Origin of the sequence: Isoptericola jiangsuensis (assembly GCF_048320105.1) — a bacterium.
Lineage (GTDB): Bacteria > Actinomycetota > Actinomycetes > Actinomycetales > Cellulomonadaceae > Isoptericola > Isoptericola jiangsuensis_A.
The window spans coordinates 1,766,641-1,789,562 of sequence record NZ_CP182942.1; the positions used below are offsets into that span (position 1 = coordinate 1,766,641).

The window sequence follows — 22,922 nt, forward strand, 5'->3', positions numbered from 1 at the left end:
TCAGGCGTCCTCGCCGTCGTCGGACCCGGCCTCGTCGTCCGACCCGGCCTCGTCGGTCCCGAGCGCGTCGTCGACGAGCGCGTCCAGCGTCGAGCCGGCGACCTGGCCGACGACGCGCGAGGCGACCCGGCCCTCGGCGTCGAGCACCACGGTGGACGGCACGGCCTGCAGCGGCACGACGCCGGAGAGCCCGGCCACGACCTGGCCGCTGCGGTCCTCGATGGAGGGGTAGGGCACCTCGAAGGTGCGCTGGAACGCGAGCGCGGCACCGGCGTCGTCCTCGGTGTTGATGCCCAGGAGGTGGACGCCGTCGTCGGCGCGCTCGGTGGCGAGGGCGACGAGCTCGGGCGCCTCGGCGCGGCAGGGCGCGCAACCGGCGTACCAGGTGTTCAGCACGACGACGTCGCCGGCCCAGTCGGCGGTGGAGACGGCCTCGCCCTCGAACGTGGTGCCCTCGACGACCACCGGGTCCTTGCGCTCGTCGGGCTCCCACTGCTGGACGGTCCCGTCACCGGAGACGAAGCCCTGCCCGACGACGTCGCTCGCGCCCGAGTCGGACGGCCCGCACGCGGCGAGCACGGTCACGGTGGCCGCGGCGACGGCGGCACCGACGCCCGCTCGCCGGAGCAGGGCGGTGCGCCGGGCCGGGGACCGCGTCGGCACGGGCGTCATGCGCCGGGGACGGGGTCGGCGTCGAGGAGCAGGTCGCCCGCCGGCTCGGAGTAGTGCAGGCCGGTGAAGCGCCCGTCGGTGAAGGTGCACGACGTGAGCGAGGCGAGCGCGCACTCGCGCCGGCGCGGGTCGTGGGCGAGCCGTCGTCCGGTCAGGGAGAGCCGGGTGACCCAGACGGGGAGCTGGTGGCTCACCAGGACGACCTCGTGGCCGTCGTAGGCCCGCCGCGCGTCCTCGACGGCGGCGCGCATGCGCGTGACCTGCTCGGCGTAGGCCTCGCCCCACGAGGGGCGGGCGGGGTTCCACAGGAGCTTCCAGTACCGGGGGTGCAGGAGCTGCGCGGGGTTCTTGCCGATCGTGCTGCCCTCGAACCGGTTGCCGGCCTCGATCAGGCGGTCGTCGGTGGCGAGCTCGAGGCCGAACGCCGACGCGACGGGCCGGGCGGTCTCCTGGGCGCGCTGCAGGGGGCTGGCCACGACGGCCACGACGTCGCGGCCGGCGCCGGAGAGGTGGTCGGCGACGCGCTGGGCCATCTGCTGGCCGCGGTCGCTCAGGCGATAACCCTCCAGGCGCCCGTACAGGACGCCGTCGGGGTTGTGGACCTCGCCGTGCCGCAGAAGATGGACGGTGGTGGTGGCCATGCGCCCCAGTGTCCCAGACGCGGGGCGTGGCTCGGTCCCGGGTCCGGGACGACCGGCGAGGTTGTGACAGGATTCACGACCTCGCCGGTCGCTCACCGGCGCGGCATCACTCGTAGGTGATGTTCGACGTCGAGTAGCCGCAGGCCGACGACGGGCCGGACCCGATCTTGCTCGGCTCGCCCGAGGTCACGCCCTTGTACTCCTCGCAGATGGCGATCTTCTTCGAGGAGTCCCCGATGATCGTCACGTTCGTGAGCGTGGCCTTGTCACCGAGGTTGGAGTTGATCCCGACCAGCGACTTGCCCGGCGCGGTGACCTGCACGTTGTCGACCACGACGGTGCGGGCGTACTGCGTGGAGCAGTTTCCGCACGAGCGGTAGAGCTTGCCGAAGTCGGAGACCTGGAAGTTCTTGATGACGAACTTGCCGGGCCCGTTGTGCTGGAACACCTTGTCCGACGCGGAGCGTGCGCCACCGCCGTCGACCGTCATGACCTGCGACGACGACGAGCCCTTGAGCGTGGCGGCGTCCTCGCCGACGTCCTCCCACCAGACGTTCTGCAGCGTGCAGGTGCCGGTGCAGTGGACGCCGTCGCCGGCTCCGGTGCCGATGATGACGTTCTTGAGGGTCTCCCCGTTGGAGAGCTCGAACATCGCGGGCTGCGACTCGTCCTGGTCGCCGGAGGAGATGCCGTAGTAGCGCTTCATGCCGCCGTCGAACGACCCGCCTACCTCGATGGTGTCGGAGACCTTCTGCTGGCCGTTCGCCGAGGGCCACGCCGGGAACGAGCCGGACGGCGGGTTGGTGGTCCCGCCGCCGGAGCCCACCTTGGCGAGCTCCCACTGCTGGTTCTGCTGGTTGTTGTTGGACAGCTGGGTGATGGTCGCCCCGTTGGCCGTGGAGCGGTCCGTGACGGTGACGGCCTTGTTCGAGTGCCGGTTGATCAGGCGGATGCGGCCGCCCTCGGAGTCGGACAGCTTGAACTGCTGGTTGGCGCCGTTCAGGTCCTGGAACTGGCGGAACTCGCCGCCGTCGGCGGTGCTCCAGCCCCAGAGGTCGAGCGCCTTGCCGGAGTTCTTGTTGATCAGGCGGTAGAAGCCGTCACCCGCGTCGACGAAGCGCCACTGCTGCCAGGCGCCGTCGTTGCGGTCCCACTGCTGGACGATCTCGCCGTCCGCGGTCGACCAGTTGGCGACCTCCATCGCCTTGCCGCTCTGGCGGTTGACCAGCACGTACCAGGCGCCGGTGTCGACCGTCGCCGCGTTGGCGGGCGTCGCCATGACGAGCCCGCCGACCAGGATGGTTGCCGCGGCCGCACAGGCCGCGAGCAGGCCGCGCAGGCCGCGCCGCCGTCTTCTCTGCTGAGTCATCGTCGATCCCTCTCGGATGTGTGGACCGACCTGCATCGGTGCAGGTCGTGAGGCGGTCCCCAGTCGGTCGGTCTTGCGTAGGCCCCCTTGCCCGCACGATCGCGTACCCGTCTCGGCACCATGATGTACAACGATGCAAACGCTTGGCAACCGGTTTCTCATCTGCTGAGACATCGATCGCGCCACACAGGCCAGCGCTCGAGGCAGGGAATACCGGCGACCTTGTCCATGTTCATGCGAAACGATGGACCGCCGTCCGGCACCATCGACCCGCACGTCCACCAACCCCAGGAGTTGCACATGGCCACGCCGCTGCCCGCCGGGCTCACCGCCGGGACCTACGCCGTCGACACCACCCACTCGACCGCCTCGTTCACCGCCCGCCACGCCGGCATCTCCAAGGTGCGCGGCACCATCGGCATCGCCTCCGGCACCATCACCGTCGGTGAGGACCTGGAGTCCTCCTCCGTCGTCGTCGAGCTCGACGCCGCCGCCGTCAACACGGGCGACGCGAACCGTGACGGCCACCTCAAGAGCGCCGACTTCTGGCACGCCGAGGAGCGCCCGACCTGGACCTTCTCCTCCACCGGCGTCAAGGCCGAGGCCGACGGCTACATCGTGAGCGGCGACCTGACCATCAACGGCGTCACCCAGCCCGTCGACCTGCCCATCGACTTCGAGGGCACCGCCAAGGACCCCTTCGGCAACGAGCGTGCCGGGTTCGAGTCCGCGCTGGAGATCTCCCGCAAGGAGTTCGGCCTGACCTGGAACGCCGCCCTGGAGACCGGCGGGTTCCTCGTCGGCGACAAGGTGAAGATCGCGCTCGACGTCTCGGCGATCGCCCAGAACTGAGCCACCCCGGACCGCACGGACCCGCGCGGGCGCACCACCGGTGCCACCGCGCGGGTCCGTGCCGTCCCGACGGCGCCCCGCGGGCGTACTACCCCGCGGTGACCCCGCCGACGGCCTGCGCCGCCCGCGCCGCCGCGTGGAACGCGAGGATCTGCAGCTCGCCTGCCACGTCCACGCTGCGCACGACGACGTCGTCGGGCAGCTGCAGCGCGACGGGCGAGAAGGACAGGATCTCCCGCACCCCGCAGCCCACGATGCGCTCGGCGACCGTCTGGGCCACGGAGCCCGGCGTCGCCAGGATCACCATCGACACCTTGCGCTCGTCGAGGACCTGCTCCAGGGCGTCGACGTGCTCCACCACGAGCCCCGCCGCCGGCTGCCCCACGACCGCAGGGTCTGCGTCGAGCAGCGCCACCAGCTGGAAGCCGCGCGCCGCGTAGCCCGAGTAGTTCGCCAGCGCGTGGCCCAGGTTGCCGACGCCCACGATCGCGAGCCGGTGCTCCGACCCCAGCCCGAGCGCCGCCGCGATGTACGTCTCCAGCGAGTCGACGTCGTACCCCACGCCCCGCGTGCCGAACGAGCCCAGGTACGACAGGTCCTTGCGCAGCTGGGCCGAGCCCACCCCCGACCGTTCCGCGAGGTCCGACGACGACGTCGTGTCCACCCCCTCGCGCGCCAGGTCGCGCAGGGCGCGCAGGTAGTGCGGGAGCCGCGCCACCGTCGCCGCGGGCACCGTCACCTCACCGATCTCGATCACGTCCGATTCCCTCCCGTCGGGCCGGCGAGCCGCCGCGCCAACCGCGCCGCGTCGACCCGCCAGAATCCCTGCTGCACGCCGTCCACCTCGACGACGGGCACGTAGTCCCCGTACTGCTCGACCAACGCCGGGTCGGCGTCGACGTCGAGCTCCTGCCAGTCCTCGCCCGCCGCCGCGCACACCGACGCGACCACCGCCCGTGCGTCGTCGCACAGATGGCAGTCAGCCCGGCTGTACATCACCACCCGGGGCGTCCGCCCGGGTCCGGTTCGGGGCCCGTTCACGGGGTAAGCGTATCGGCGCTACTAGAGTGGACGGCATGCCGTCTCACGCCACCCCTGCCGAGAGCACCGGCGCAGCGGCCTTCTTCGACGTGGACAACACGATCATCCGGGGCGCCAGCTCGTTCCACCTGGCCAGAGCGCTGTACCAGCGCAGGTTCTTCGGCACGCTCGACCTCCTCCGGTTCGGCGTCATCCAGGCCAAGTACCTGCTGTTCGGCGAGTCCCGCTCCCAGATCGAGACGGTCCGCTCGCGCGCCCTGGACCTCATCGCGGGGCGCTCCGTCGCCGAGATCACGGCCGTCGGCGAGGAGGTGTACGACACCGTCCTGGAGCTGCGGATCTTCCCCGGCACCAAGCGGCTGCTCGACGACCACCTCGCGGCCGGCGACCAGGTGTGGCTCGTGACGGCGACCCCCGTGGAGATCGGCGGGCTCATCGCCCGGCGCCTCGGGGGCACCGGGTGCCTGGGCACCGTCGCGGAGCACGCCGACGGCTACTACACCGGCGCCCTCAAGGGCGACCTGATGCACGGCGAGGCCAAGGGCGCGGCGGTGCGCGAGCTGGCCGAGCGCGAGGGCCTCGACCTGGCAGCCTCCTACGCCTACGGCGACTCCCTCAACGACCTGCCGATGATGCGGTCCGTGGGGCACCCCTGCCCGATCAACCCCGACGTCCGGCTGCGCCGGTTCGCCAAGGAGGTGGGCTGGCCGATCCGCGAGTTCCGGGGTCGCAGCCAGCGGGTCGCGAACCGTGGTGTGCGCACGGCCTCGTGGGCGGGTGCCGCCTGGGTGGCCGGCCTGGTGCTGCGGGCCGTGCAGCGCAGCGTCCGACGGCGGCTGCGCGGGCACTGAGCCCCGCGTCCGGCACGCGACACGCCGCACGGCACGTCACGGACCGGCACGACACGGACCGGCACGTCACGGACCGGCACGACGCCGTGGAGCAACGCGGCCCGGAGACGCCGCGAGCCCGGCACCCTCACGGGGGGCCGGGCTCGTCACGCTCGCCCGCCTGACGGCGGGCGGAGGGTCACTTCTTGTTGCGACGCTGGTGGCGCGTCTTGCGAAGCAGCTTGCGGTGCTTCTTCTTCGCCATACGCTTGCGGCGCTTCTTGATGACGGAGCCCATGAGGTCCTCACAATGCTGGATCGGTTGGTGGAGCACGGTTGGTACACCGAGGAGCCCAGCCCTGTCGAGCCAAGCCCTGTCGACCAACGCGAAAAAGTCCGTCCCCCAGAATACCCGACATCCGGCCGTGCTCCGAACGGCCCCGCCCGGCCACCACCGGCGGGGAACGGTCCGGGCAGCGGCCGGTCGGGCACGGGTGGGCGAGAGAGAGCGACAGGAGGCAGCAGGTGCAACAGCAGGGTCAGTCGAGGTAGGGGTCGAGCCCGAGCTCGGGGAAGACCTGGTTGCGCGTCGCCAGCACGGCGCGGTCGACGGCGTCGGACGGGTCGTACCCGTCGCTCCAGCGACGCCACGCCACCTCACCCCGGCCCAGCGTCGTCGCCGCCTCCAGTCCGGACATCTCCTCGACGCCGATCCGCCAGTGCTCGGGCAGCGTCATGCCGGCGGCGAGGGGGACGTGGGCGGCCTCGGCGACCAGGCTCGACCAGACCAGCGGCACGACGTCCACGACGGCGTACCCGCCACCGCCGAGCGCGACCCAGCGGCCGTCGCACAGCTCGTGGGCGAGCGCGTGCACCCACCCGGCCGCCGTGCGCTGGGCGTCGATGCCCACCGAGAGGTCGGTCAACGGGTCGTTGCCGTGCGCGTCGGTGCCGTGCTGGGAGACGATCGCGTCCGGCGCGAAGGCGCGCAGCACGGCGGGCAGGACCGCGTCGACGGCGCGCAGCCAGCGCGCGGAGTCCGTCCGGGGCGGCAGCGCCACGTTCACCGCGCTCCCAGGCGCACCGGGACCGCCCCGGTCACCCGGGTTGCCCGTGCCGGGGAACAGGGTGTGGCCGTCCTGGTGGACGGAGAACGTCAGCACGCGCGGGTCGTCCCAGAAGACCTGCTCGACGCCGTCGCCGTGGTGGGCGTCCAGGTCGACGTACGCCACCCGGGTCGCCCCCCGGTCGAGCAGCCGCTGGATCGCGACGGCGGCGTCGTTGTAGACGCAGAAGCCGGACGCCGCACCCCGCCGGGCGTGGTGCATGCCACCGGCGATGTTGAGGCCGTGCTCGACCTCGCCGGACCAGACGGCGTCCGCAGCGGCCACGGACGCGCCCACCAGGCGTGCCGCCGCCTCGTGCATGGAGGGGAACACCGGGTCGTCCTCGGTGCCGAGACCGCGGGCCAGATCGGCCCGGCCCGTGCCGGCGGCGTGACGCACGGCGTCGACGTAGTCGGCGTCGTGCACCGAGGCGATCACGTCGTCGTCCGCCGGGAGGGCGTCCACGAGCTCCAGGGACGGCTCCTCCAGCAGCCCGAGGTCCGCCACGAGCCGCATCGTCAGCTCGAGCCGCGCGGGCGCCATCGGATGACCGGCGCCGAAGTCGTAGTGCAGGAACTCGGGGCTCCAGAGCAGCCGGGCGACGGACATCCCGCCACGGTAGCGGAACCCGTGGCAGGCTGAGCGGCACGGTGGCAGGACGAGACGGGAGGCGGCCGGTGGCGAGATCGATGTCCGACCGCGCGCGCGGTGTGCGCGAATGGGTCGACCGGTCCGCCCGCGAGTACCCCGCACGGCTCGCGATGACGGTGTTCGCCGCCGTGATCACCCTGTTCACCCTGCTGCTCCTGCCCCCGTGGGCCACCGCGTCGGGCCGCCCGGCGCCGTTCGTCGACGCCCTGTTCACCGCGGTCTCGGCCGTGTGCGTCACCGGCCTGACCGTGGAGAACACCGCCGACTACTGGTCCGACTACGGCCACGTGGTGATCCTCGTGGCCATCAAGGTCGGCGGGCTCGGGGTGATGACCATCGCCTCCCTGGTCGGACTGGCCGTGTCCCGGCGCATCGGCCTGACGCAGAAGCTGCTCACGGCCTCCGAGACCAAGACGGGCACCACGTCGCTCGGCCAGGTGGGCGAGCTGATCAAGCTCATCATCGTGGTCTCGGTGGCCATCGAGCTCTCCATCGCGCTGATCCTGTTCCCCCGGCTGGTCGCCATCGGCGACAGCGTCGGCGGGGCCGCGTGGCACGCCCTGTTCTACGGGGTCTCGGCGTTCAACAACGCGGGCTTCGTGCCGACGTCGGACGGGCTGGTGCCGCACGCCTCGGACTGGTTCGTCGTCGTGCCCGTCTGCCTGGCCGTGTTCATCGGGGCGCTCGGCTTCCCGGTGATGCTGAACCTGCTCCAGGCACGCCGTCAGGGTCGTCGCTGGCGCCGGTACCTGTCCTTGCACACCAAGCTCACGGTGACCACGAGCGTGGTGCTGCTCGCCACCGGCTTCGTCGTCATCGGGCTGATGGAGTGGTCGAACCCGGACACCCTCGGCGGGCAGGACCTGCACACCAAGTTCCTGTCCGCGCTGACCGCGTCGGTGATGCCGCGGTCCGGCGGTTTCAGCACGTTCGACGTCGGGCAGATGTACGGCGAGACGTGGCTGGTGACCGACGCGCTGATGTTCGTCGGCGGAGGCTCGGCCTCCACCGCGGGCGGCATCAAGGTCACGACCCTGGCGGTCATGCTCCTGGCCATCCTCGCCGAGGCCCGCGGCGACGCCGACATCGACGTCTACGGGCGGCGCATCCCCCGCGACACCCTCCGGCTGTCCATCGCCGTGGTGTTCATCGGCGCCACGATGGTCCTCGCCTCCTGCATCGCGCTGGTGCGGATGACGGAGTTCTCCCTGGCGCCGATCCTGTTCGAGGTGATCTCCGCCTTCGCGACCGTCGGGCTGTCCACCGGCATCACCCCTGACCTGCCGGACGCCGCCAAGTACTGGCTCTGCGGGCTGATGTACCTCGGCCGGATCGGCACCATCTCGGTGCTCGGTGCGCTCGCCCTGCGGGACCGCCGGCGCGTCATACGCTTCCCGGAGGAACGACCGATCATCGGTTGAGGACCCCCGACCAACGAACGAGAGGACGACCGTGGCAGACAAGAGGGCTTCGACACCGGACGCCGGTGTGCTCGTCATCGGCCTGGGCCGGTTCGGCTCCTCGCTCGCCGCGACCCTGGACCGGCTCGGCCAGGACGTGCTCGCCGTGGAGACCGACGACCGGCTGGTCGCCCAGTGGTCGGGGCGGCTGCCGGTGGTGCAGGCGGACGCGTCGAACCCGGAGGCGCTCGAACAGCTCGGCGTGCACGACTTCGGTGTCGCGGTCGTGGGGGTCGGCACCGCGCTGGAGGCGTCGGTGCTGATCACCGGCAACCTGGTGGACCTGGAGGTCCCGCAGATCTGGTCCAAGGCCGTCTCGGCGGAGCACGGCCGCATCCTGACCCGCATCGGTGCGCACCACGTCGTCTACCCCGAGTCGGACGCCGGTTCGCGCGTCGCGCACCTGGTCAGCGGCAAGATGCTCGACTACATCGAGGTCGAGGACGGTTTCACCATCGTCAAGATGCGTCCGCCGCGGGAGATGCAGGGGTTCACGCTCGCGCAGTCCGACATCCGCAAGAAGTACGGGATCACGGTGATCGGCGTGAAGTCGCCGGGGATCGAGTTCGCGTACGCGACGCCGGAGACCCGGGTCAGCGCGAACGACCTGCTGGTCTGCTCGGGCCACGCCGACCTGCTCGAACGGTTCTCCGCCCGGCCGTGAGCGCGCACGCCCCGCCGCCGGACGACGTCGCGCAGGTCGTCCTGGTGTGCGGCCCGGCGGGGGCCGGCAAGACGACGCACGCCCGGTCGCTGGAGCGCGAGGGGTACCACCGGCTGTCCTTCGACGACGCGGCCTGGACGCTGGGCCACCGCGACCATCCGCTGGACCCGGCGGTGGCCGCCGAGGTGCACCGCGGCCTGCAGCGCGAGCTGCTGCGGCTCGTGGCACGCGGCGACCGCGTCGTGGTGGACACCTCGTTCTGGTCGCGTGCGTCGCGCGACGCCTACCGGGACGTCCTCGCCCCGACCGGGTGCGCCGTCGTCGTGCACCGCCTGGACACCCCGCGCGAGGTGGTGCTGGCGCGGCTGGCACGACGACGGCACACCGCCGGCGACGACGTCGCCGTCCCGCGGGAGCTCGCTCTGGCCTACCTGGACGGGTTCGAGCCGCCGACGCCCGACGAGGGGCCCGTCGTGGTGGTCCCCGGCGGGTGCGCGTGACCGCGCCCTTCACCGAGAGCGATGCCGGGGTGCGGACTACCGTGGAGGCATGACGACGGCGCGAACGGTCCAGGTCACGTTCGACTGCGCGGATCCGGAGCGCGTCGCCCGGTTCTGGTGCGAGGTGCTGGGATACGTGGTGCCCGCGCCGCCCGAGGGGTTCGCGTCGTGGGCGGAGTTCTCGGACTCGTTGCCGCCGCAGCTGCGCGGCTCGGCGTTCGCCTGCGAGGACCCGGCCGGGACGGGACCGCGACTGTTCTTCCAGCGCGTGCCGGAGGGCAAGGTCGTCAAGAACCGGGTGCACCTGGACGTGCGGGTCGGCACGGGGCTCGCGGGCGACGAGCGCGTGGCGGCGCTGGAGGCCGAGTGCGCACGGCTGGAGGCGCTCGGTGCGGTGAAGGTCCGACTGGTTCGCGCCGACGGCGTCAACGAGTCGTGCCTCGTCATGCAGGACGTCGAGGGCAACGAGTTCTGCCTGGACTGAGCCGCGGTGCCTCGCCCGCCGGCTCGGGGTAGAGTCACAATTCATCACTGATGAATTTGTGCGTGAACCGAAGGAGTCGCCGTGCGCGCCATGATCCTCAAGGAGTTCCGCGAGCTGCGTCGTGACCGGCGCACCGTCGCGATGCTCGTCGCCCTGCCCCTGCTGATGCTGGTGATCTTCGGCTACGCCGCGAACTTCACCGTCGACGAGCTCGAGGTCGCCGTCGTCGGCGACACCGCCGACCAGGCCGCCCAGCAGATCACCGACCAGGTGCCCGACGACGCCTCCACCACCCTCGACCTGGTCGACGTCGACCCCGACGCCGACGCCTCGGCGGCCCGCGACCTGCTGCGTGACGACGAGGTCGACCTGGCGATCCTCACCGGCGACGCCACCGAGTCCGACGACGGACGCCCCACCGTCCTCATCGACGGCTCCAACCTGTTCGCCGCGCAGAGCGCCTCCGTGCTCGTCGCGCGGCTCGGCGACGCCGTCGACTCCGAGATCCTCTACAACCCCGACCTGGAGACGTCGTGGGTGATGGTCCCGGCGATCATCGGCCTGATCCTGACGTTCATCGGCACCATCATCACCAGCATCGGCCTGGTCCGGGAACGCGAGGCCGGCACCCTCGAACAGCTCGCCGTCATGCCCCTGACCCCCACGGCCGTGGTGCTCGGCAAGATCACCCCGTACTTCCTGCTCGCCTGCGTCGACATGGTGCTCGTCACCGTGCTGGGCGTCTGGCTGTTCGGGGTCCCGTTCGAGGGCTCGGTGCTGCTGTTCGGCGTCGGCGCGGCGGTGTTCCTGTTCACCGTGCTCGGCATCGGGGTGCTCATCTCCACCGTCTCCCAGACCACCGGCCAGGCCGTGCAGGTCGCCATGATGACGATGCTGCCGCAGATCCTGCTGTCCGGGATGATCTTCCCCCTGGAGGCCATGGCCGCCGGCGTGCGCTGGATCGGCTACGTGCTGCCGCTGACCTGGTTCGTCAAGCTCTCCCAGGGCGTCATGCTGCGCGGCGCCGGCTGGGACTCGCTGTGGCTTCCCGTGGTCATCCTCACCGTCATGGCCACCGTCGTCTTCGGTGTGGCCGTGCTGCGCCTGCGGCGCGACATCGCGCCCGCCCGGGCGGCCCGCTGATGGCCGGCGCCCACGACCTCACGGTCGAGCTGGGAGGCACGACGGCGCTGGCCGGCATCAGCGTCGACGTGCCGCCCGGTCGGGTGACCGCCGTCGTCGGCGGGGACGGCGCCGGCAAGACCACCCTGCTGCGGGCGCTGCTCGGCCGCGTCGCACCACGCAGCGGGCACGTCGACGTCCCGCCCGCCGAGCGCATCGGCTACGAACCCTCCACGTCCGGGGTGTGGCCCACCCTCACCGTGGCGGAGAACGTCGCGTTCGTCGGCGCCGCGTACGGCATGGCCACGCCCGACGTCCGCGCACGCGCCGACGACCTGCTCGCCACCGCAGGGCTCGACGACGCCCGCGGCCGCCTCGGCCACCAGCTGTCCGGGGGCATGCGCCAGAAGCTCGGGTTCTGCCTGGCGATGCTGCACTCCCCCGACCTGCTGCTGCTCGACGAGCCGTCCACCGGCGTCGACCCCGTCAGCCGCATCGAGCTGTGGCGGCTCATCACCGCCGCGGCCCAGGGCGGCGCCGCGGTGCTCATGACCACCACGTACCTCGACGAGGCCGAGCGCGCCGCCACCGTCGTCGCCCTCCAGGAGGGGCACGTGCTCGCCGCCGGCCGCCCGGACGAGGTCGTCGGGGCCGTGCCCGGCACGGTGTCCGTGGGCGACGGACCGGCCGACGAGCGGACCTGGCGGCGAGGGCGCACGTTCCACACCTGGAGCCCGCCGGGCGCGGACGCCCCGGGCCGCGCCGTCACCCCCGACATGGAGGACACGTTGATCGCCCTGACCCTCGCCCGGACCGAGGAGACCCGATGAGCGCGCTCGTGGTGGCCGACGGCGTGACCAAGAGGTTCGGCGACCTCACCGCCGTCGCCGACATGTCGTTGCGGGTCGAGGCCGGGGAGATCGTCGGGCTCCTCGGGTCCAACGGCGCCGGCAAGACGACGCTGCTGCGCGTGCTCCTCGGGCTGGAGGCCGCGGACTCCGGGCACGTCGAGGTGCTCGACGCCCCGCCGGCCCGCGCCGACCGGCACGCGCTGGGCTACGTGCCCCAGGGCCTCGGGCTCTCTCAGGCGCTGAGCGTGCGCCAGAACGTCGAGTTCATCGCGGCGGCGTTCTCGACGCGCGACCTGGCGGACCTCCCGCCCGCGCTGGCCGACGTCGCCGACGAACCGGTGCGCCGCATCGGGCTGGGCCGCCAGCGCCAGCTCGCCTTCCACTGCGCCCTGCTGCACGCGCCGCGCCTGCTCGTCCTGGACGAGCCGACCTCCGGCGTCGACCCGCTGGCCCGTGCCCGCCTGTGGGACACCATCCACGACCAGGCCGAGGGCGGCGCGGGCGTGCTCGTCACCACGCACTACATGGAGGCCGAGCAGTGCGACCGGCTCGTCATCATGTCGCGCGGGCGCGGGGTGGCGCACGGCACGGTCGACGACATCACCGCCGCGTCGTCCACCGCCGTCGTGCACGCGTCCGACTGGGCCGCGGCGTTCGCCGCCCTGGACGACGCCGACCTGCCCGTGGTGCTCGCCGGGCGCACCAGCCGGGTGGCGGGCACGTCGCCCGACCCGGTGCGTCAGGTGCTGCGGGAGGCGCAGGTCGAGGCGGAGGTGAGCCAGGAGCGGGCCACCCTGGAGGAGACCATGGTGCTCATCGAGCAGGAGGCGCGTCAGGCAGCTCACCGGTGAGGTAGCGCTGCAGCGTCGGGCCGACGTGCGCGGCGAGCGTGTCGGCGTCCATGGACGCCAGCGGCTCCACCTCCAGCACGTGGCGCAGCATCAGCACACCCACGACCTGCGACCCGACGAGCGTGGCCCGCAGCTCGGCGTCCGGGACGCCGAGCCGGTGGATCAGGGGGCCCAGGACGTGCGCGCCGAGGAGCTGAGGGAGCAGGCCCCGCAGCTCCGGGTCGGCCAGGGCGGCGGGGATCGCGACCCGGACGGTCGCGCCGTCGTCGGCGCCCCACAGCTGCGTCGCCGCGCGCACGATCCGTTCGCCGAGGCCCTCGACCGGCCCGTCGACGGCGGCCCTGACCGCGGCCTGCGGGTCGATCCCGTCCAGCCCCAGCGACGCGGTCAGCAGCGCCGCCTTGCCCTCGAACCAGTGCCGTACCGTGCCCGGGTCGACGCCCGCACGCCGGGCCACGCCACGCACCGACACGGCGTCGTAGCCGAGCTCGGCGAACTCGGCCCGCGCCGCGTCCAGCACCGCCTCACGGGTGCCCTGGCCGGCGGGCCGACGACCCCGACGCGGCTGGTCGGACATGTCAGGCGAGCTCCTGGCCCAGCTCCTGGGACCGGACCCGGGCCGCCTCCAGCGCGGTGAGGAACGCCGCCCGCACCCCGCCCTCGTCGAGCTTCGCCAGCGCAACCACGGTCGTGCCGCCCGGGGAGGACACCTTCTCGCGCAGGATCGCCGGGTGCTCGCCCGTCTCGGCGAGCAGCCGACCGGAACCGAGCACCGTCCGGACCGCCAGCCGGCGCGCGACGTCGCGGGTGAGCCCCATCAGCACCCCCGCCTCCGCCATCGCGTCGACCACGTAGAACACGTAGGCCGGGCCGGACCCTGCCAGCGCCCCGAACGCGTCGATGTCCTTCTCGGTGACGCGCAACGTCTCGCCGGTGCCGGCGAGGAGCGCCTCGACGAGCGCGACGTCGTCGTCCGACGCCGTCGGCCCGGCGACGACGGCCGTGATCCCGGCCCCGACCTGGGCGGGCGTGTTCGGCATGGTCCGCACCACCGGCTGCCCCGCCGGCAGGTGCGCGGCGTAGAGCGACAGCGGCAGCCCGGCGGCCACGCTGACGACGACGGCGCCCGGCTCCAGGGACGGGCCGACGACGTCGAGCAGCGCGGCGACGTCCTTCGGCTTCACGGCGACCACGACGAGGCGCGCCCCGACGACGGCGGCGGCGTTGTCCGACGTCGTGCTCACGCCGTAGCGCTCGGCGAGCGCGTCACCCCGCTCGGCGCGCCGCACGGTCGCGACGACGTCGGACGGCGCCAGCCCGGAGCCGAGCGCCCCGGCCAGGACCGCCTCGGCCATGTTCCCCGTGCCGAGGAACGCGACCCTGGTCCCGGCGATCTGCGTGCTCACTGAAGTCTCCTCGGTCACATCGGGAAGGTCTGGTAGAAGTCCTGGACGAGCGGGTCCGGACCCTCGGCGCGGAAGACGGCCGTGCCGTTGCGCCACAGGACGACGGAGGTTCCCTCGGCGCCGCCGGGCGTGACCGCGTAGCTGCCGGTCGGCTCGCCGCCCACGGTGACGTCGCCGGAGGCCGTCGGTTCGCCCGCGGCGCCCAGCAGCGTGTCGTACACCTCGCCGGCCGCCTCGGGGTCGGCCCACTGCCCCGCGACGAGCGCGACCTCGGCACCGCCCTCGGACCCGTCGGCGTACGTCAGCGCCCACGCCTCGACCGCCCCGGAGTCCTCCACCCAGGCGGAGTCCTCGGCGGCCTCCAGGCGGACGAGCTGCAGCGCGGAGTCCGGCATCGCGGCGAGGAACTCGGTGGAACCCTCGGGCAGCTCGGCGGGCTCGGCCGTCGGGGTGGGCGGCGGGGCGGTGACGGTGACCTCCGGCAGCGGCTCGTCGTCGACCGCGAACCCGGGCCACACGAACGCCGTCAGGGCGGCGACGACGGCGAGGGCGACGAGCGCGATCACCGCCACCACCTTGCGGCGCCGCACGATCGCGGCGCGCGACTGCTTCTGGTGCACCTTGTCCCCCGGGGTCCGGAATCCCGGGGACAGGTACCCCGGCTTCTGGTCGACCATCGACGTCCTCCTGGTCTCGTGCCCGCGGGCGCAGGCGACGACGGCGTCGCGGAGCAGCCTACGGCCTCGGGCACCGTGAGGACGGGAGCACGGCCCGCGTCGCGGGGAGTCGTCGCGGGCAGTCGCGCACGGGGTCGTCCGCGCGGGGTCGACCCCGCGGGTCACCGGTGTCGGAGGCAGGGCCTAGCGTCGACCAGGTGAGCACCCCGACCTCCGCGCGAGCGTCCCGCGCGACCAAGAACGCCCGCCCGGCCTTCCGCTGCACGGAGTGCGGCTGGACGACGGCGAAGTGGGTGGGGCGCTGCGGCGAGTGCCAGGCCTGGGGCAGCGTCGCCGAGGAGGGTCCGGCGTCCGCCGGGCCCCGCACGACGGCGGTCACGCCCGTGCGGTCGGCGGCACGGCCCATCGCGGAGATCGACGTGGACTCCGCCCGGGCCACCCCGACGGGCGTCGACGAGCTGGACCGCGTGCTCGGGGGTGGCCTCGTGCCGGGCGCCGTCGTGCTGCTCGCCGGGGAGCCCGGGGTCGGCAAGTCCACCCTGCTGCTGTCCGTCGCGTCCAACGCGGCGCGTGGTGCCGACGGGCGGGCGCGCACCGTCCTGTACGTCACGGGCGAGGAGTCGGCGGGGCAGGTGCGGCTGCGGGCCGAGCGGATCGGCGCGCTCGCCCCCACGCTCCTGCTCGCGGCCGAGACCGACCTGGCCACCGTCCTGGGCCACCTGGAGGCCGCGGACCCGGCTCTGCTCGTCGTGGACTCCGTCCAGACGATCGCCTCCGCGGAGGTCGACGGTGCGCCCGGCGGCGTCAGCCAGGTGCGCGAGGTCGCCGGCGCGCTCATCGCCGCCGCCAAGGAGCGCCAGGTCCCCGTGCTGCTGGTCGGCCACGTGACCAAGGACGGCACCGTGGCCGGGCCGCGCACCCTCGAGCACCTCGTCGACGTCGTGTGCCAGTTCGAGGGCGACCGTCACTCGCGGCTGCGGATGATCCGAGCGGTGAAGAACAGGTTCGGCCCCACCGACGAGGTCGGGTGCTTCGACCTGTCCGAGGCGGGCATCGTCGGCCTCGCGGACCCGAGCGGGCTGTTCCTGTCCCACCTGGGCGCGGGTGTGCCGGGCACGTGCGTCACCGTGACGCTGGAGGGGCGGCGTCCGCTCGCCCTGGAGATCCAGGCCCTCGTGGCCCCGTCGCCGCTGGCGAACCCGCGCCGCGCCACCAGCGGTGTGGAGTCGCAGCGCCTGGCCATGATCCTCGCGGTGCTGCACCGGCACGCCGGCCTGCGGCTGGCCGACAACGACGTGTACGCCTCCACGATCGGCGGTGCCCGCGTGACCGAGCCCGCCGCCGACCTCGCCACCGCGCTCGCCATCGTCTCCGCGCGCACCGGTCAGGCACTGCCGGCCGGCACCATCGCCATGGGCGAGGTGGGCCTGGCCGGCGACATCCGACCCGTGACCGGGCTGGAGCGGCGACTCAGCGAGGCCGCCCGGCTGGGCTTCACCCGCGCCGTCGTCCCGGCCGGGACGTCCGTGCGGGCACCGGCCGGCATCCAGGTCGCCGAGGCCCGCCACATCGCCGAGGCCGTCGAGCTCGCCTCCGGCGGGGCCACCACGCGAGACGAGCGCCCGCGCGAGCGTCCCACGTCGTAGAATGCCCGCGTGGCACCCACTCCCGCGCACCCTGATGCCCTGCTCCGGGACATCCTCGCGGCCGTCGCTCCCGGCACCGAGCTGCGCGACGGCCTCGAACGCATCCTTCGCGGGCGCACCGGTGCCCTGATCGTCCTCGGGCTGGACAAGACCGTCGAGGAGATCTGCTCCGGCGGCTTCGTCCTGGACGTCGAGTTCTCCGCGACCCGGCTGCGCGAGCTGTCGAAGATGGACGGCGCCGTCGTGCTCGACAGGGACGCGACCCGGATCCGGCGCGCCGCCGTCCAGCTCCTGCCCGACCCGAGCATCGAGACCAGCGAGTCCGGCACCCGTCACCGCACCGCCGAGCGCGTGGCCAAGCAGACCGGTCTGCCCGTGGTGTCGGTCAGCGCGTCGATGCGGATCGTCGCGATCTACAACGGCAACGTCCGCCACGTGCTGGAGGACTCGGACACCATCCTGGGCCGCGCGAACCAGGCGCTCGCCACCCTGGAGCGCTACCGCTCCCGCCTCGACGAGGTCTCCGGCACGCTGTCCGCCCTGGAGATCGAGGACCTGGTGACGGTGCGGGACGTGTGCGCCGTGGTCCAGCGCCTCGAGATGGTGCGCCGCATCTCCGACGAGATCGACGGCTACGTGGTGGAGCTCGGCACGGACGGGCGTCTGCTCGCCCTCCAGCTGGACGAGCTCATCGGCGGCATCGGGGCGGACCGCGACCTCGTGGTCCGCGACTACGTCGACGTGGAGCGGTCGGGGCGCGACGTCGGTGCCGTCCACGGCGATCTCGCCCAGCTCAGCTCCGCCCAGCTCCTCGACCTGTCGGAGATCGGCCGCGTGCTCAGCCTGCCCGGCTCGGGCGTGGCGCTCGACGCCGCCGTCGCCCCGCACGGTTTCCGCCTGCTGTCCAAGGTCCCGCGCCTGCCGTCGTCCATCGTGGACCGGCTCGTGGCGCACTTCGGCGGCCTGCAGAAGCTCCTCGCGGCGAGCGTGGAGGACCTCAGGAGCGTCGACGGCGTCGGCGACCAGCGTGCACGCGCCGTCCGTGAGGGCCTGTCCCGGCTGGCGGAGTCGAGCATCCTCGAACGCTACGTGTGACGCGGCCCTCGGCCGCCCGTGAGGGCGGCCGTCGTCACTCCTCCGCGGAGCCCTGCGCGGCGTCCTGCGGTTCGTCCTCGGCCGGTTCCTCGGCCGGTTCGTCGGCCGCCTTCTCCTTCGGCTCCTCGGCCGACTCGTCCGACGCCTCGGTGGCGGCGGACTTCTTCTCGCCGTCGGCGTCGTCGGCACCCTCGGACGGCTCGTCGCTGGGCGTCGGGTCCGGCTCCGGCTCCGGCGGGGCCTCGAGCGTGACCGTCGTCGGTTCGCCCTCGGCCCCCGGCACGTCCCCGAGCGCCATCGTCGCCGTGTAGGTGCCCGGCTCCAGCTTGGACGGCTTGCCCTCGCAGCCCTCCGTCGAGGTGATGCCGCTCCAGCGCGCCTCGATCTCCCACGACCACCCGGGGGCGAGGAGCGCCGGCTCGGCCTTGGTCGAGGCGCAGTCCGCCGACGACCACACCTGGGTGTCGTCGGGGCCCGTGACGACGACCTGCATGCTGGAGGTGGCGCTGTCGACCAGGCACCCCACGCGCCCCTCGTTCGTGACACGCAGCGTGAAGTCCATCGCGTCGCCCCGCGTGAAGGTGTTCCCGTCGGTGACGAGGTCGAGCGCCACGGCGGACGGGGCGCAGGTCTCGGCGACGCCCGCGGGGTCGAGAGCCTCGGGCGGCGCGACCTTCTCGGCGAGCAGCTGCACCGGAGGGTCGGGCCAGACGTCGCGCACCCAGTCGACGCCGCGTCCGACGCCGTAACCGGCCACGGTGCCGATCCCCACGACGAGCGCGACGCACACCGCCGCCATCGTCGTCAGGCGGTGACGCTCACGTCGGCGCCGCAGCTGCGCGGCCGTGGGCCGCCTGCGGGGGCGGGGGGTGGCTCCCGGGGCGACGAGCCGGCTCGTCGTCACCGTCCGGCGCGCGCCGCCCTGCCGGGACGATCCGGCACCCGACCGACCGCTCGCGCTGCGGGCGTCGTTCCCGCGCGCGCCGCTCCCGCGGCCTGCGCCCGCGGCCCCGCCGCCGCCGCGCGCCGCGGTCCCGGTCCGTCCCGACGAGGACCGCTGCCCGGTGCCCGTGGTGCCACGGGACGACCGGGCGCCTGCGCCCGCGCCGGTCGTCCGCGTCTGCCGGGTCGACGCGTCGGCCCCTGCGCCGCGGGTGCCGGCACGCTGGTTCGAGGGCGACGACGCGGTGCGTCCGCCGGACGACGTCCTGCCCGCGGATCCCTTGCTCGTGCCCTTGCTCGCGGCGCCCTTGGCCGTTCCCCTGCCGGTGGTACCACTGGCCGTGCCCTTGCCCGCGGATCCCTTGCTCGCGGTGCTCCTGCTCGTGGTCGCCTTGCCCGCGGATCCCTTGCTCGCGGGACGACCGCTCGACGGCTTCCGCGCGCCGGTGCTCCTCGACCCTCCGGAGCCCTTCGCCGCGCCCGACCTCGGGGTGCCGGAGGCACCTGCGGGCGACCCGCCCGAACCCCGTGCCGCTCCCGACCCGCCGCCCGACGTCGACCGGGAGCCCGATCCGCGCGACGACGGCGTCGAGCGCCCCGCGCCCGACGCGCCACGCCGGTCCTTCGCTGCCGCCACTGCACCCCTGCCTCGTCGAACTCTCTTGCGCAGGTCACGCTACGCGCCGGTCCGGCGGCCTCCGGGGAGCCGCGCCGTCGCGTCGTGCACACCGGGTGGGCAGGCACAATGGACGACCGTGGATCCCCTGGTCGAGCACGTCAACGCCTGGTACGACGACGCGGCGCGCGACCTGCCGTGGCGCGCCCCGGACCGCACCGGGTGGGGGTGCTCGTCAGCGAGGTCATGCTGCAGCAGACCCCGGTCGTGCGGGTCGAGCCGGTCTGGCGGGCCTGGATGGCGCGCTGGCCGGGGCCTGGCGACCTGGCCGCCGCACCCACGTCGGAGGTGCTGCGCGCGTGGGGCCGCCTCGGCTACCCGCGTCGTGCGCTGCGCCTGGCCGACTGCGCGCGGGCCGTCGTCGAACGCCACGGCGGGCAGGTCCCCGACGACGCCGACGCCCTGCGCGCGCTGCCGGGTGTCGGCGAGTACACGGCGGCCGCGGTGCAGGCGTTCGCGTTCGGGCGGCGGGCCGTCGTGGTGGACACGAACGTGCGGCGCGTGCAGGCGCGCGCCGTCACCGGGGTGGCGCTGCCGGCGCCGTCGTACACGGCCGCCGAACGTCGGTTGGCCGCCTCGCTCGTGCCGGCCGACGACGCGGACGCCGCCCGCTGGGCGGCCGCGTCGATGGAGCTGGGGGCACTGGTGTGCACGGCCCGCGTGCCCCGGTGCGCGGCGTGCCCGCTGCGGGAGCGCTGCGCGTGGCGGCTGGCCGGCCACCCGCCGGACGAGCACGCCGCCCGACGCCGCACCCAGGCGTGGGAGGGCACCGACCGGCAGGTGCGGGGCCGGGTCATGGCGGCGCTGCGGGGCGCCGAGGGTCCCGTGCCTCGGGCGCTGCTCGCCGACGCCGGCCCGGACCCCCAGCTCGACCGCTGCCTGGCCTCGCTGGTCGAGGACGGCCTGGCCGAGACCGACGACGCGGGACGCTACCTGCTGCCGGTCTGAGGCCTGCCCGTGCGCTCCTCAGAGCTCCAGGAGCATGCGGGTGTTGCCCAGGGTGTTCGGCTTGACCCGGGCGAGGTCCAGGAACTCCGCGACGCCGTCGTCGTGGGAGCGCAGCAGCTCGGCGTACACCTCGGGCGTCACCGGGGTCCCGTCGATCTCCCGGAACCCGTGCCCGGCGAAGAACTCGACCTCGAAGGTCAGGCAGAACAACCGGCGCAGACCGATGCGGCGGGCCCGCCCGATCAGCTCCTCGACGAGGGCGTGCCCGACCCCGCGACCGGTGACGTCCGGCGACACGGCGAGCGTGCGGATCTCGGCGAGGTCCGCCCACATGACGTGCAGCGCGCCGCAACCGATGACGCCCCGCTCACCACCGGCGTCCGCCACGAGGAACTCCTGGACGGCCTCGTAGTAGCCGACCATCTCCTTGGCGAGCAGGATGCGGTTCGCCGCGTACGGCTCCACGAGGTCGCGCACGGCGCGGACGTCCGCCGGCAGCGCAGGGCGGACGTGGAACGGGGCCGAGGTGGGCGTGGGCACGTGGGTACTGTACGAGCGCTGTTCTGCGGTTGCGAGGTCGATCCCGCGGTGATCCTCTGAGTACCCGGAACAGAGGAGCCAGCACCACATGTCCAGCACCCGTCTCACGTCCGACTCCCGTGCCAGGGCACTCAACGCGTTGGAAGCCTCGCAGGAATCGTCGAACGAGCTCGACGTGCTCGTCGTCGGGGGCGGGGTGACGGGCGCGGGCATCGCGCTCGACGCCGTGACCCGCGGCCTGTCGACCGCCGTCGTCGAGGCCCAGGACTGGTCCGCCGGCACGTCGAGCTGGTCCAGCAAGCTCGTCCACGGCGGCCTGCGCTACCTGCAGATGCTCGACTTCTCCCTCGTGCACGAGGCGCTGACCGAACGCGACCTCCTGCTCAAGGAGATCGCGCCGCACCTGGTCAAGCCGGTCCCGTTCCTGTACCCGCTGGAGCACCGCCTCTGGGAGCGGGCCTACGTGGGGACGGGCATCGCGCTGTACGACACGCTCGCCGCGCTCGCGCCCGGCCGGCGCGCCATGCCGCTGCACCGCCACCTCACCCGGCGCCAGATGGCCCGCAAGTTCCCCGACCTCGCCCACGAGGCCGCCATCGGAGCGGTCCAGTACTGGGACGCGTCCGTCGACGACTCCCGCCTGGTCTCCACGCTGGTGCGCACCGCCGCCGACTACGGCGCCCACGCGGCGTCCCGCACCCAGGTCGTCGCGCTGACCAAGAGCGCCACCGGTGCCGTCAACGGCGCCGTCGTGGTCGACCTCGAGTCGGGACGCGAGATCGCCGTGCGGGCCCGGCACGTCATCAACGCGACCGGCGTCTGGACCGAGGACACCGAGGCCCTGGCCGGTGACGAGGGCGGGCTGCGCGTGCTCGCCTCCAAGGGCATCCACATCGTGGTGCCGCGCGAACGGATCCGCGGGAACGTCGGGCTGATCCTGCAGACCGAGAAGTCGGTGCTGTTCATCATCCCGTGGTCGCGGTACTGGGTCATCGGCACCACGGACACGCCCTGGGACCTGGACCCCGTCCACCCCGTGGCGACCGCCGCGGACATCGAGTACGTCCTCGACCACGCCAACGCCGTCCTGGCCCACCCGATCTCGCGCGACGACGTCATCGGCACCTACGCGGGCCTGCGCCCGCTGCTGCAGCCCGGCACGAAGGAGGGCACGGGCTCGGCCAAGGTCTCCCGCGAGCACACGGTCGCCTCCCCCGCCCCCGGCCTGACGGCGATCGCGGGCGGCAAGCTCACCACCTACCGCGTCATGGCCAAGGACGCCGTGGACTTCGCGATCGGGCAGCGGGCGACCGCCCTGCCGTCCGTGACGGCGCAGATCCCGCTCATCGGCGCCGTCGGGCTGGCCGCGGTTCGCCGTCAGGCCCGCTCGTGGGCGCAGCGGTACCGCTGGAGCCCGGCGATGGTCGACCACCTGCTGCACCGGTACGGCTCCGCGCTGCGCGAGCTCGTGACGCTCTGCGAGGAGGACCCGACGCTCGCCCGGCCGCTGGAGCACGCGGACGCCTACCTGCGCGCCGAGATCCACTACGCGGTGAGCCACGAGGGGGCGCTGCACCTGGAGGACCTGATGCTGCGGCGCACCCGCCTGGTCTACGAGGTCCCCGACAAGGGCCGTGCCGCGGTCCCCGAGATCGCCGAGATCGCCGCCCCGCTCCTCGGGTGGGACGACGCCGCCCAGAAGGCGGAGGTCGACGCCTACCTGGCGCGTGCCGACGCCGAGGACGCCGCCGCCGCCGAACCCGACGACGAGGCGGCGGCGCAGGCCCGGGCCCGGGCCGACGACGTCGCACCCATGCAGCCGCTGCGCACCACCTGACGGGGCGCCCGACGTACCCACGGTCCGTCGGGCACCCACCACCAGCCACCGACCCACCACC

Annotated in this window: 24 protein-coding genes and 1 pseudogene; 13 read left to right on the forward strand and 12 right to left on the reverse strand. The window is 73.6% G+C overall.

Features of this window, described 5'->3' with window-relative positions:
* The 3 genes from ACNHYB_RS08355 to ACNHYB_RS08365 form a co-directional block, all read right to left on the reverse strand.
* On the reverse strand, positions 1 to 672 hold the full coding sequence (locus tag ACNHYB_RS08355) for a TlpA family protein disulfide reductase (protein ID WP_418274889.1): 672 nt from the start codon (positions 670 to 672) through the stop codon (positions 1 to 3).
* Positions 669 to 1,313 carry a histidine phosphatase family protein gene (locus ACNHYB_RS08360; RefSeq protein WP_418274890.1) on the reverse strand — a complete coding sequence of 215 codons (645 nt, stop codon included), beginning with the start codon at positions 1,311 to 1,313 and terminating at the stop codon, positions 669 to 671. The genes ACNHYB_RS08355 and ACNHYB_RS08360 overlap by 4 nt, the downstream gene beginning before the upstream one ends.
* 106 nt (positions 1,314 to 1,419) lie before the next feature.
* A complete protein-coding gene (locus tag ACNHYB_RS08365; protein ID WP_418274891.1) occupies positions 1,420 to 2,682 on the reverse strand; it encodes a pectate lyase in 1,263 nt (420 codons plus the stop codon).
* 300 nt (positions 2,683 to 2,982) lie between these two features.
* Between ACNHYB_RS08365 and ACNHYB_RS08370 the strand changes: the two genes are divergently transcribed.
* Entirely contained in the window at positions 2,983 to 3,534 is a 552-nt protein-coding gene (locus ACNHYB_RS08370; protein ID WP_418274892.1) for a YceI family protein, read from the forward strand.
* A gap of 88 nt (positions 3,535 to 3,622) precedes the next feature.
* On the opposite strand, the gene ACNHYB_RS08375 is transcribed toward ACNHYB_RS08370, so the two are convergent.
* The gene (locus ACNHYB_RS08375) at positions 3,623 to 4,291 is read right to left on the reverse strand and encodes a redox-sensing transcriptional repressor Rex (protein WP_418274893.1); all 669 of its coding nucleotides are present in this window, start codon (positions 4,289 to 4,291) and stop codon (positions 3,623 to 3,625) included.
* Positions 4,288 to 4,575, reverse strand: a complete 288-nt coding sequence (locus ACNHYB_RS08380) for a glutaredoxin family protein (RefSeq protein WP_418274894.1) — start codon at positions 4,573 to 4,575, stop codon at positions 4,288 to 4,290. Before ACNHYB_RS08380 ends, ACNHYB_RS08375 begins: the two co-directional genes overlap by 4 nt.
* A 35-nt stretch (positions 4,576 to 4,610) precedes the next feature.
* Between ACNHYB_RS08380 and ACNHYB_RS08385 the strand changes: the two genes are divergently transcribed.
* Entirely contained in the window at positions 4,611 to 5,426 is an 816-nt protein-coding gene (locus ACNHYB_RS08385) for an HAD family hydrolase (RefSeq protein ID WP_418274895.1), read from the forward strand.
* A 178-nt stretch (positions 5,427 to 5,604) separates the two neighbouring features.
* On the opposite strand, the gene ACNHYB_RS08390 is transcribed toward ACNHYB_RS08385, so the two are convergent.
* Both ACNHYB_RS08390 and ACNHYB_RS08395 read right to left on the reverse strand, forming a co-directional pair.
* Complete coding sequence (locus ACNHYB_RS08390) at positions 5,605 to 5,703, reverse strand: 30S ribosomal protein bS22 (RefSeq protein WP_003792170.1); 99 nt, start codon at positions 5,701 to 5,703, stop codon at positions 5,605 to 5,607.
* 241 nt (positions 5,704 to 5,944) lie between these two features.
* Complete coding sequence (locus ACNHYB_RS08395) at positions 5,945 to 7,120, reverse strand: acetoin utilization protein AcuC (RefSeq protein ID WP_418274896.1); 1,176 nt, start codon at positions 7,118 to 7,120, stop codon at positions 5,945 to 5,947.
* 80 nt (positions 7,121 to 7,200) lie between these two features.
* Here ACNHYB_RS08395 and ACNHYB_RS08400 point away from each other — a divergent pair, with 80 nt between their 5' ends.
* The 7 genes from ACNHYB_RS08400 to ACNHYB_RS08430 all read left to right on the forward strand — a co-directional run bounded on the left by ACNHYB_RS08400 (position 7,201) and on the right by ACNHYB_RS08430 (position 13,094).
* The gene (locus ACNHYB_RS08400) at positions 7,201 to 8,583 is read left to right on the forward strand and encodes a TrkH family potassium uptake protein (protein ID WP_418274897.1); all 1,383 of its coding nucleotides are present in this window, start codon (positions 7,201 to 7,203) and stop codon (positions 8,581 to 8,583) included.
* 31 nt (positions 8,584 to 8,614) lie between these two features.
* Positions 8,615 to 9,286 carry a potassium channel family protein gene (locus ACNHYB_RS08405; RefSeq protein WP_418274898.1) on the forward strand — a complete coding sequence of 224 codons (672 nt, stop codon included), beginning with the start codon at positions 8,615 to 8,617 and terminating at the stop codon, positions 9,284 to 9,286.
* Entirely contained in the window at positions 9,283 to 9,786 is a 504-nt protein-coding gene (locus ACNHYB_RS08410) for an AAA family ATPase (RefSeq protein ID WP_418274899.1), read from the forward strand. The genes ACNHYB_RS08405 and ACNHYB_RS08410 overlap by 4 nt, the downstream gene beginning before the upstream one ends.
* 49 nt (positions 9,787 to 9,835) lie before the next feature.
* Positions 9,836 to 10,270 (forward strand): VOC family protein, encoded by a 435-nt coding sequence (locus ACNHYB_RS08415; RefSeq protein WP_418274900.1) that lies wholly within the window; start codon positions 9,836 to 9,838, stop codon positions 10,268 to 10,270.
* A 90-nt stretch (positions 10,271 to 10,360) separates the two neighbouring features.
* Positions 10,361 to 11,413, forward strand: coding sequence for an ABC transporter permease (locus tag ACNHYB_RS08420; RefSeq protein ID WP_418278019.1), 1,053 nt, complete (start codon positions 10,361 to 10,363; stop codon positions 11,411 to 11,413).
* The gene (locus ACNHYB_RS08425) at positions 11,413 to 12,222 is read left to right on the forward strand and encodes an ABC transporter ATP-binding protein (RefSeq protein ID WP_418274901.1); all 810 of its coding nucleotides are present in this window, start codon (positions 11,413 to 11,415) and stop codon (positions 12,220 to 12,222) included. The genes ACNHYB_RS08420 and ACNHYB_RS08425 overlap by 1 nt, the downstream gene beginning before the upstream one ends.
* Positions 12,219 to 13,094 (forward strand): ABC transporter ATP-binding protein, encoded by an 876-nt coding sequence (locus ACNHYB_RS08430; RefSeq protein WP_418274902.1) that lies wholly within the window; start codon positions 12,219 to 12,221, stop codon positions 13,092 to 13,094. The genes ACNHYB_RS08425 and ACNHYB_RS08430 overlap by 4 nt, the downstream gene beginning before the upstream one ends.
* Here the strand turns inward: ACNHYB_RS08430 and ACNHYB_RS08435 are convergent.
* Genes ACNHYB_RS08435 through ACNHYB_RS08445 form a run of 3 tightly spaced genes read right to left on the reverse strand, consistent with a single transcriptional unit; the run spans position 13,057 to position 15,177 of the window.
* Complete coding sequence (locus tag ACNHYB_RS08435; RefSeq protein WP_418274903.1) at positions 13,057 to 13,671, reverse strand: TetR/AcrR family transcriptional regulator; 615 nt, start codon at positions 13,669 to 13,671, stop codon at positions 13,057 to 13,059. The genes ACNHYB_RS08430 and ACNHYB_RS08435 overlap by 38 nt on opposite strands.
* Position 13,672: 1 nt before the next feature.
* Positions 13,673 to 14,500 carry a pyrroline-5-carboxylate reductase gene (gene proC / locus ACNHYB_RS08440; protein ID WP_418274904.1) on the reverse strand — a complete coding sequence of 276 codons (828 nt, stop codon included), beginning with the start codon at positions 14,498 to 14,500 and terminating at the stop codon, positions 13,673 to 13,675.
* Positions 14,501 to 14,514: 14 nt separating this feature from the next.
* Positions 14,515 to 15,177, reverse strand: a complete 663-nt coding sequence (locus ACNHYB_RS08445; protein WP_418274905.1) for a hypothetical protein — start codon at positions 15,175 to 15,177, stop codon at positions 14,515 to 14,517.
* Between the two features lie 197 nt (positions 15,178 to 15,374).
* On the opposite strand from ACNHYB_RS08445, the gene radA reads away from it, so the two are divergent.
* Together radA and disA are read left to right on the forward strand one after the other, a co-directional pair.
* The gene (radA, locus tag ACNHYB_RS08450; protein WP_418274906.1) at positions 15,375 to 16,823 is read left to right on the forward strand and encodes a DNA repair protein RadA; all 1,449 of its coding nucleotides are present in this window, start codon (positions 15,375 to 15,377) and stop codon (positions 16,821 to 16,823) included.
* Positions 16,824 to 16,832: 9 nt separating this feature from the next.
* Entirely contained in the window at positions 16,833 to 17,918 is a 1,086-nt protein-coding gene (gene disA, locus ACNHYB_RS08455; protein WP_418274907.1) for a DNA integrity scanning diadenylate cyclase DisA, read from the forward strand.
* A 34-nt stretch (positions 17,919 to 17,952) separates the two neighbouring features.
* Here the strand turns inward: disA and ACNHYB_RS08460 are convergent, their stop codons facing one another.
* Positions 17,953 to 18,708: a hypothetical protein gene (locus ACNHYB_RS08460; RefSeq protein ID WP_418274908.1), complete on the reverse strand. Its 756-nt coding sequence runs from the start codon at positions 18,706 to 18,708 to the stop codon at positions 17,953 to 17,955.
* 907 nt (positions 18,709 to 19,615) lie between these two features.
* On the opposite strand from ACNHYB_RS08460, the pseudogene ACNHYB_RS08465 reads away from it, so the two are divergent.
* A pseudogene (locus tag ACNHYB_RS08465) lies at positions 19,616 to 20,484 on the forward strand (A/G-specific adenine glycosylase).
* A gap of 18 nt (positions 20,485 to 20,502) precedes the next feature.
* On the opposite strand, the gene ACNHYB_RS08470 reads toward ACNHYB_RS08465, so the two are convergent.
* The gene (locus tag ACNHYB_RS08470; protein ID WP_418274909.1) at positions 20,503 to 21,024 is read right to left on the reverse strand and encodes an amino-acid N-acetyltransferase; all 522 of its coding nucleotides are present in this window, start codon (positions 21,022 to 21,024) and stop codon (positions 20,503 to 20,505) included.
* A gap of 88 nt (positions 21,025 to 21,112) precedes the next feature.
* Here ACNHYB_RS08470 and ACNHYB_RS08475 point away from each other — a divergent pair, with 88 nt between their 5' ends.
* A complete protein-coding gene (locus ACNHYB_RS08475) occupies positions 21,113 to 22,861 on the forward strand; it encodes a glycerol-3-phosphate dehydrogenase/oxidase (RefSeq protein ID WP_418274910.1) in 1,749 nt (582 codons plus the stop codon).
* Positions 22,862 to 22,922 lie beyond the last annotated feature (61 nt).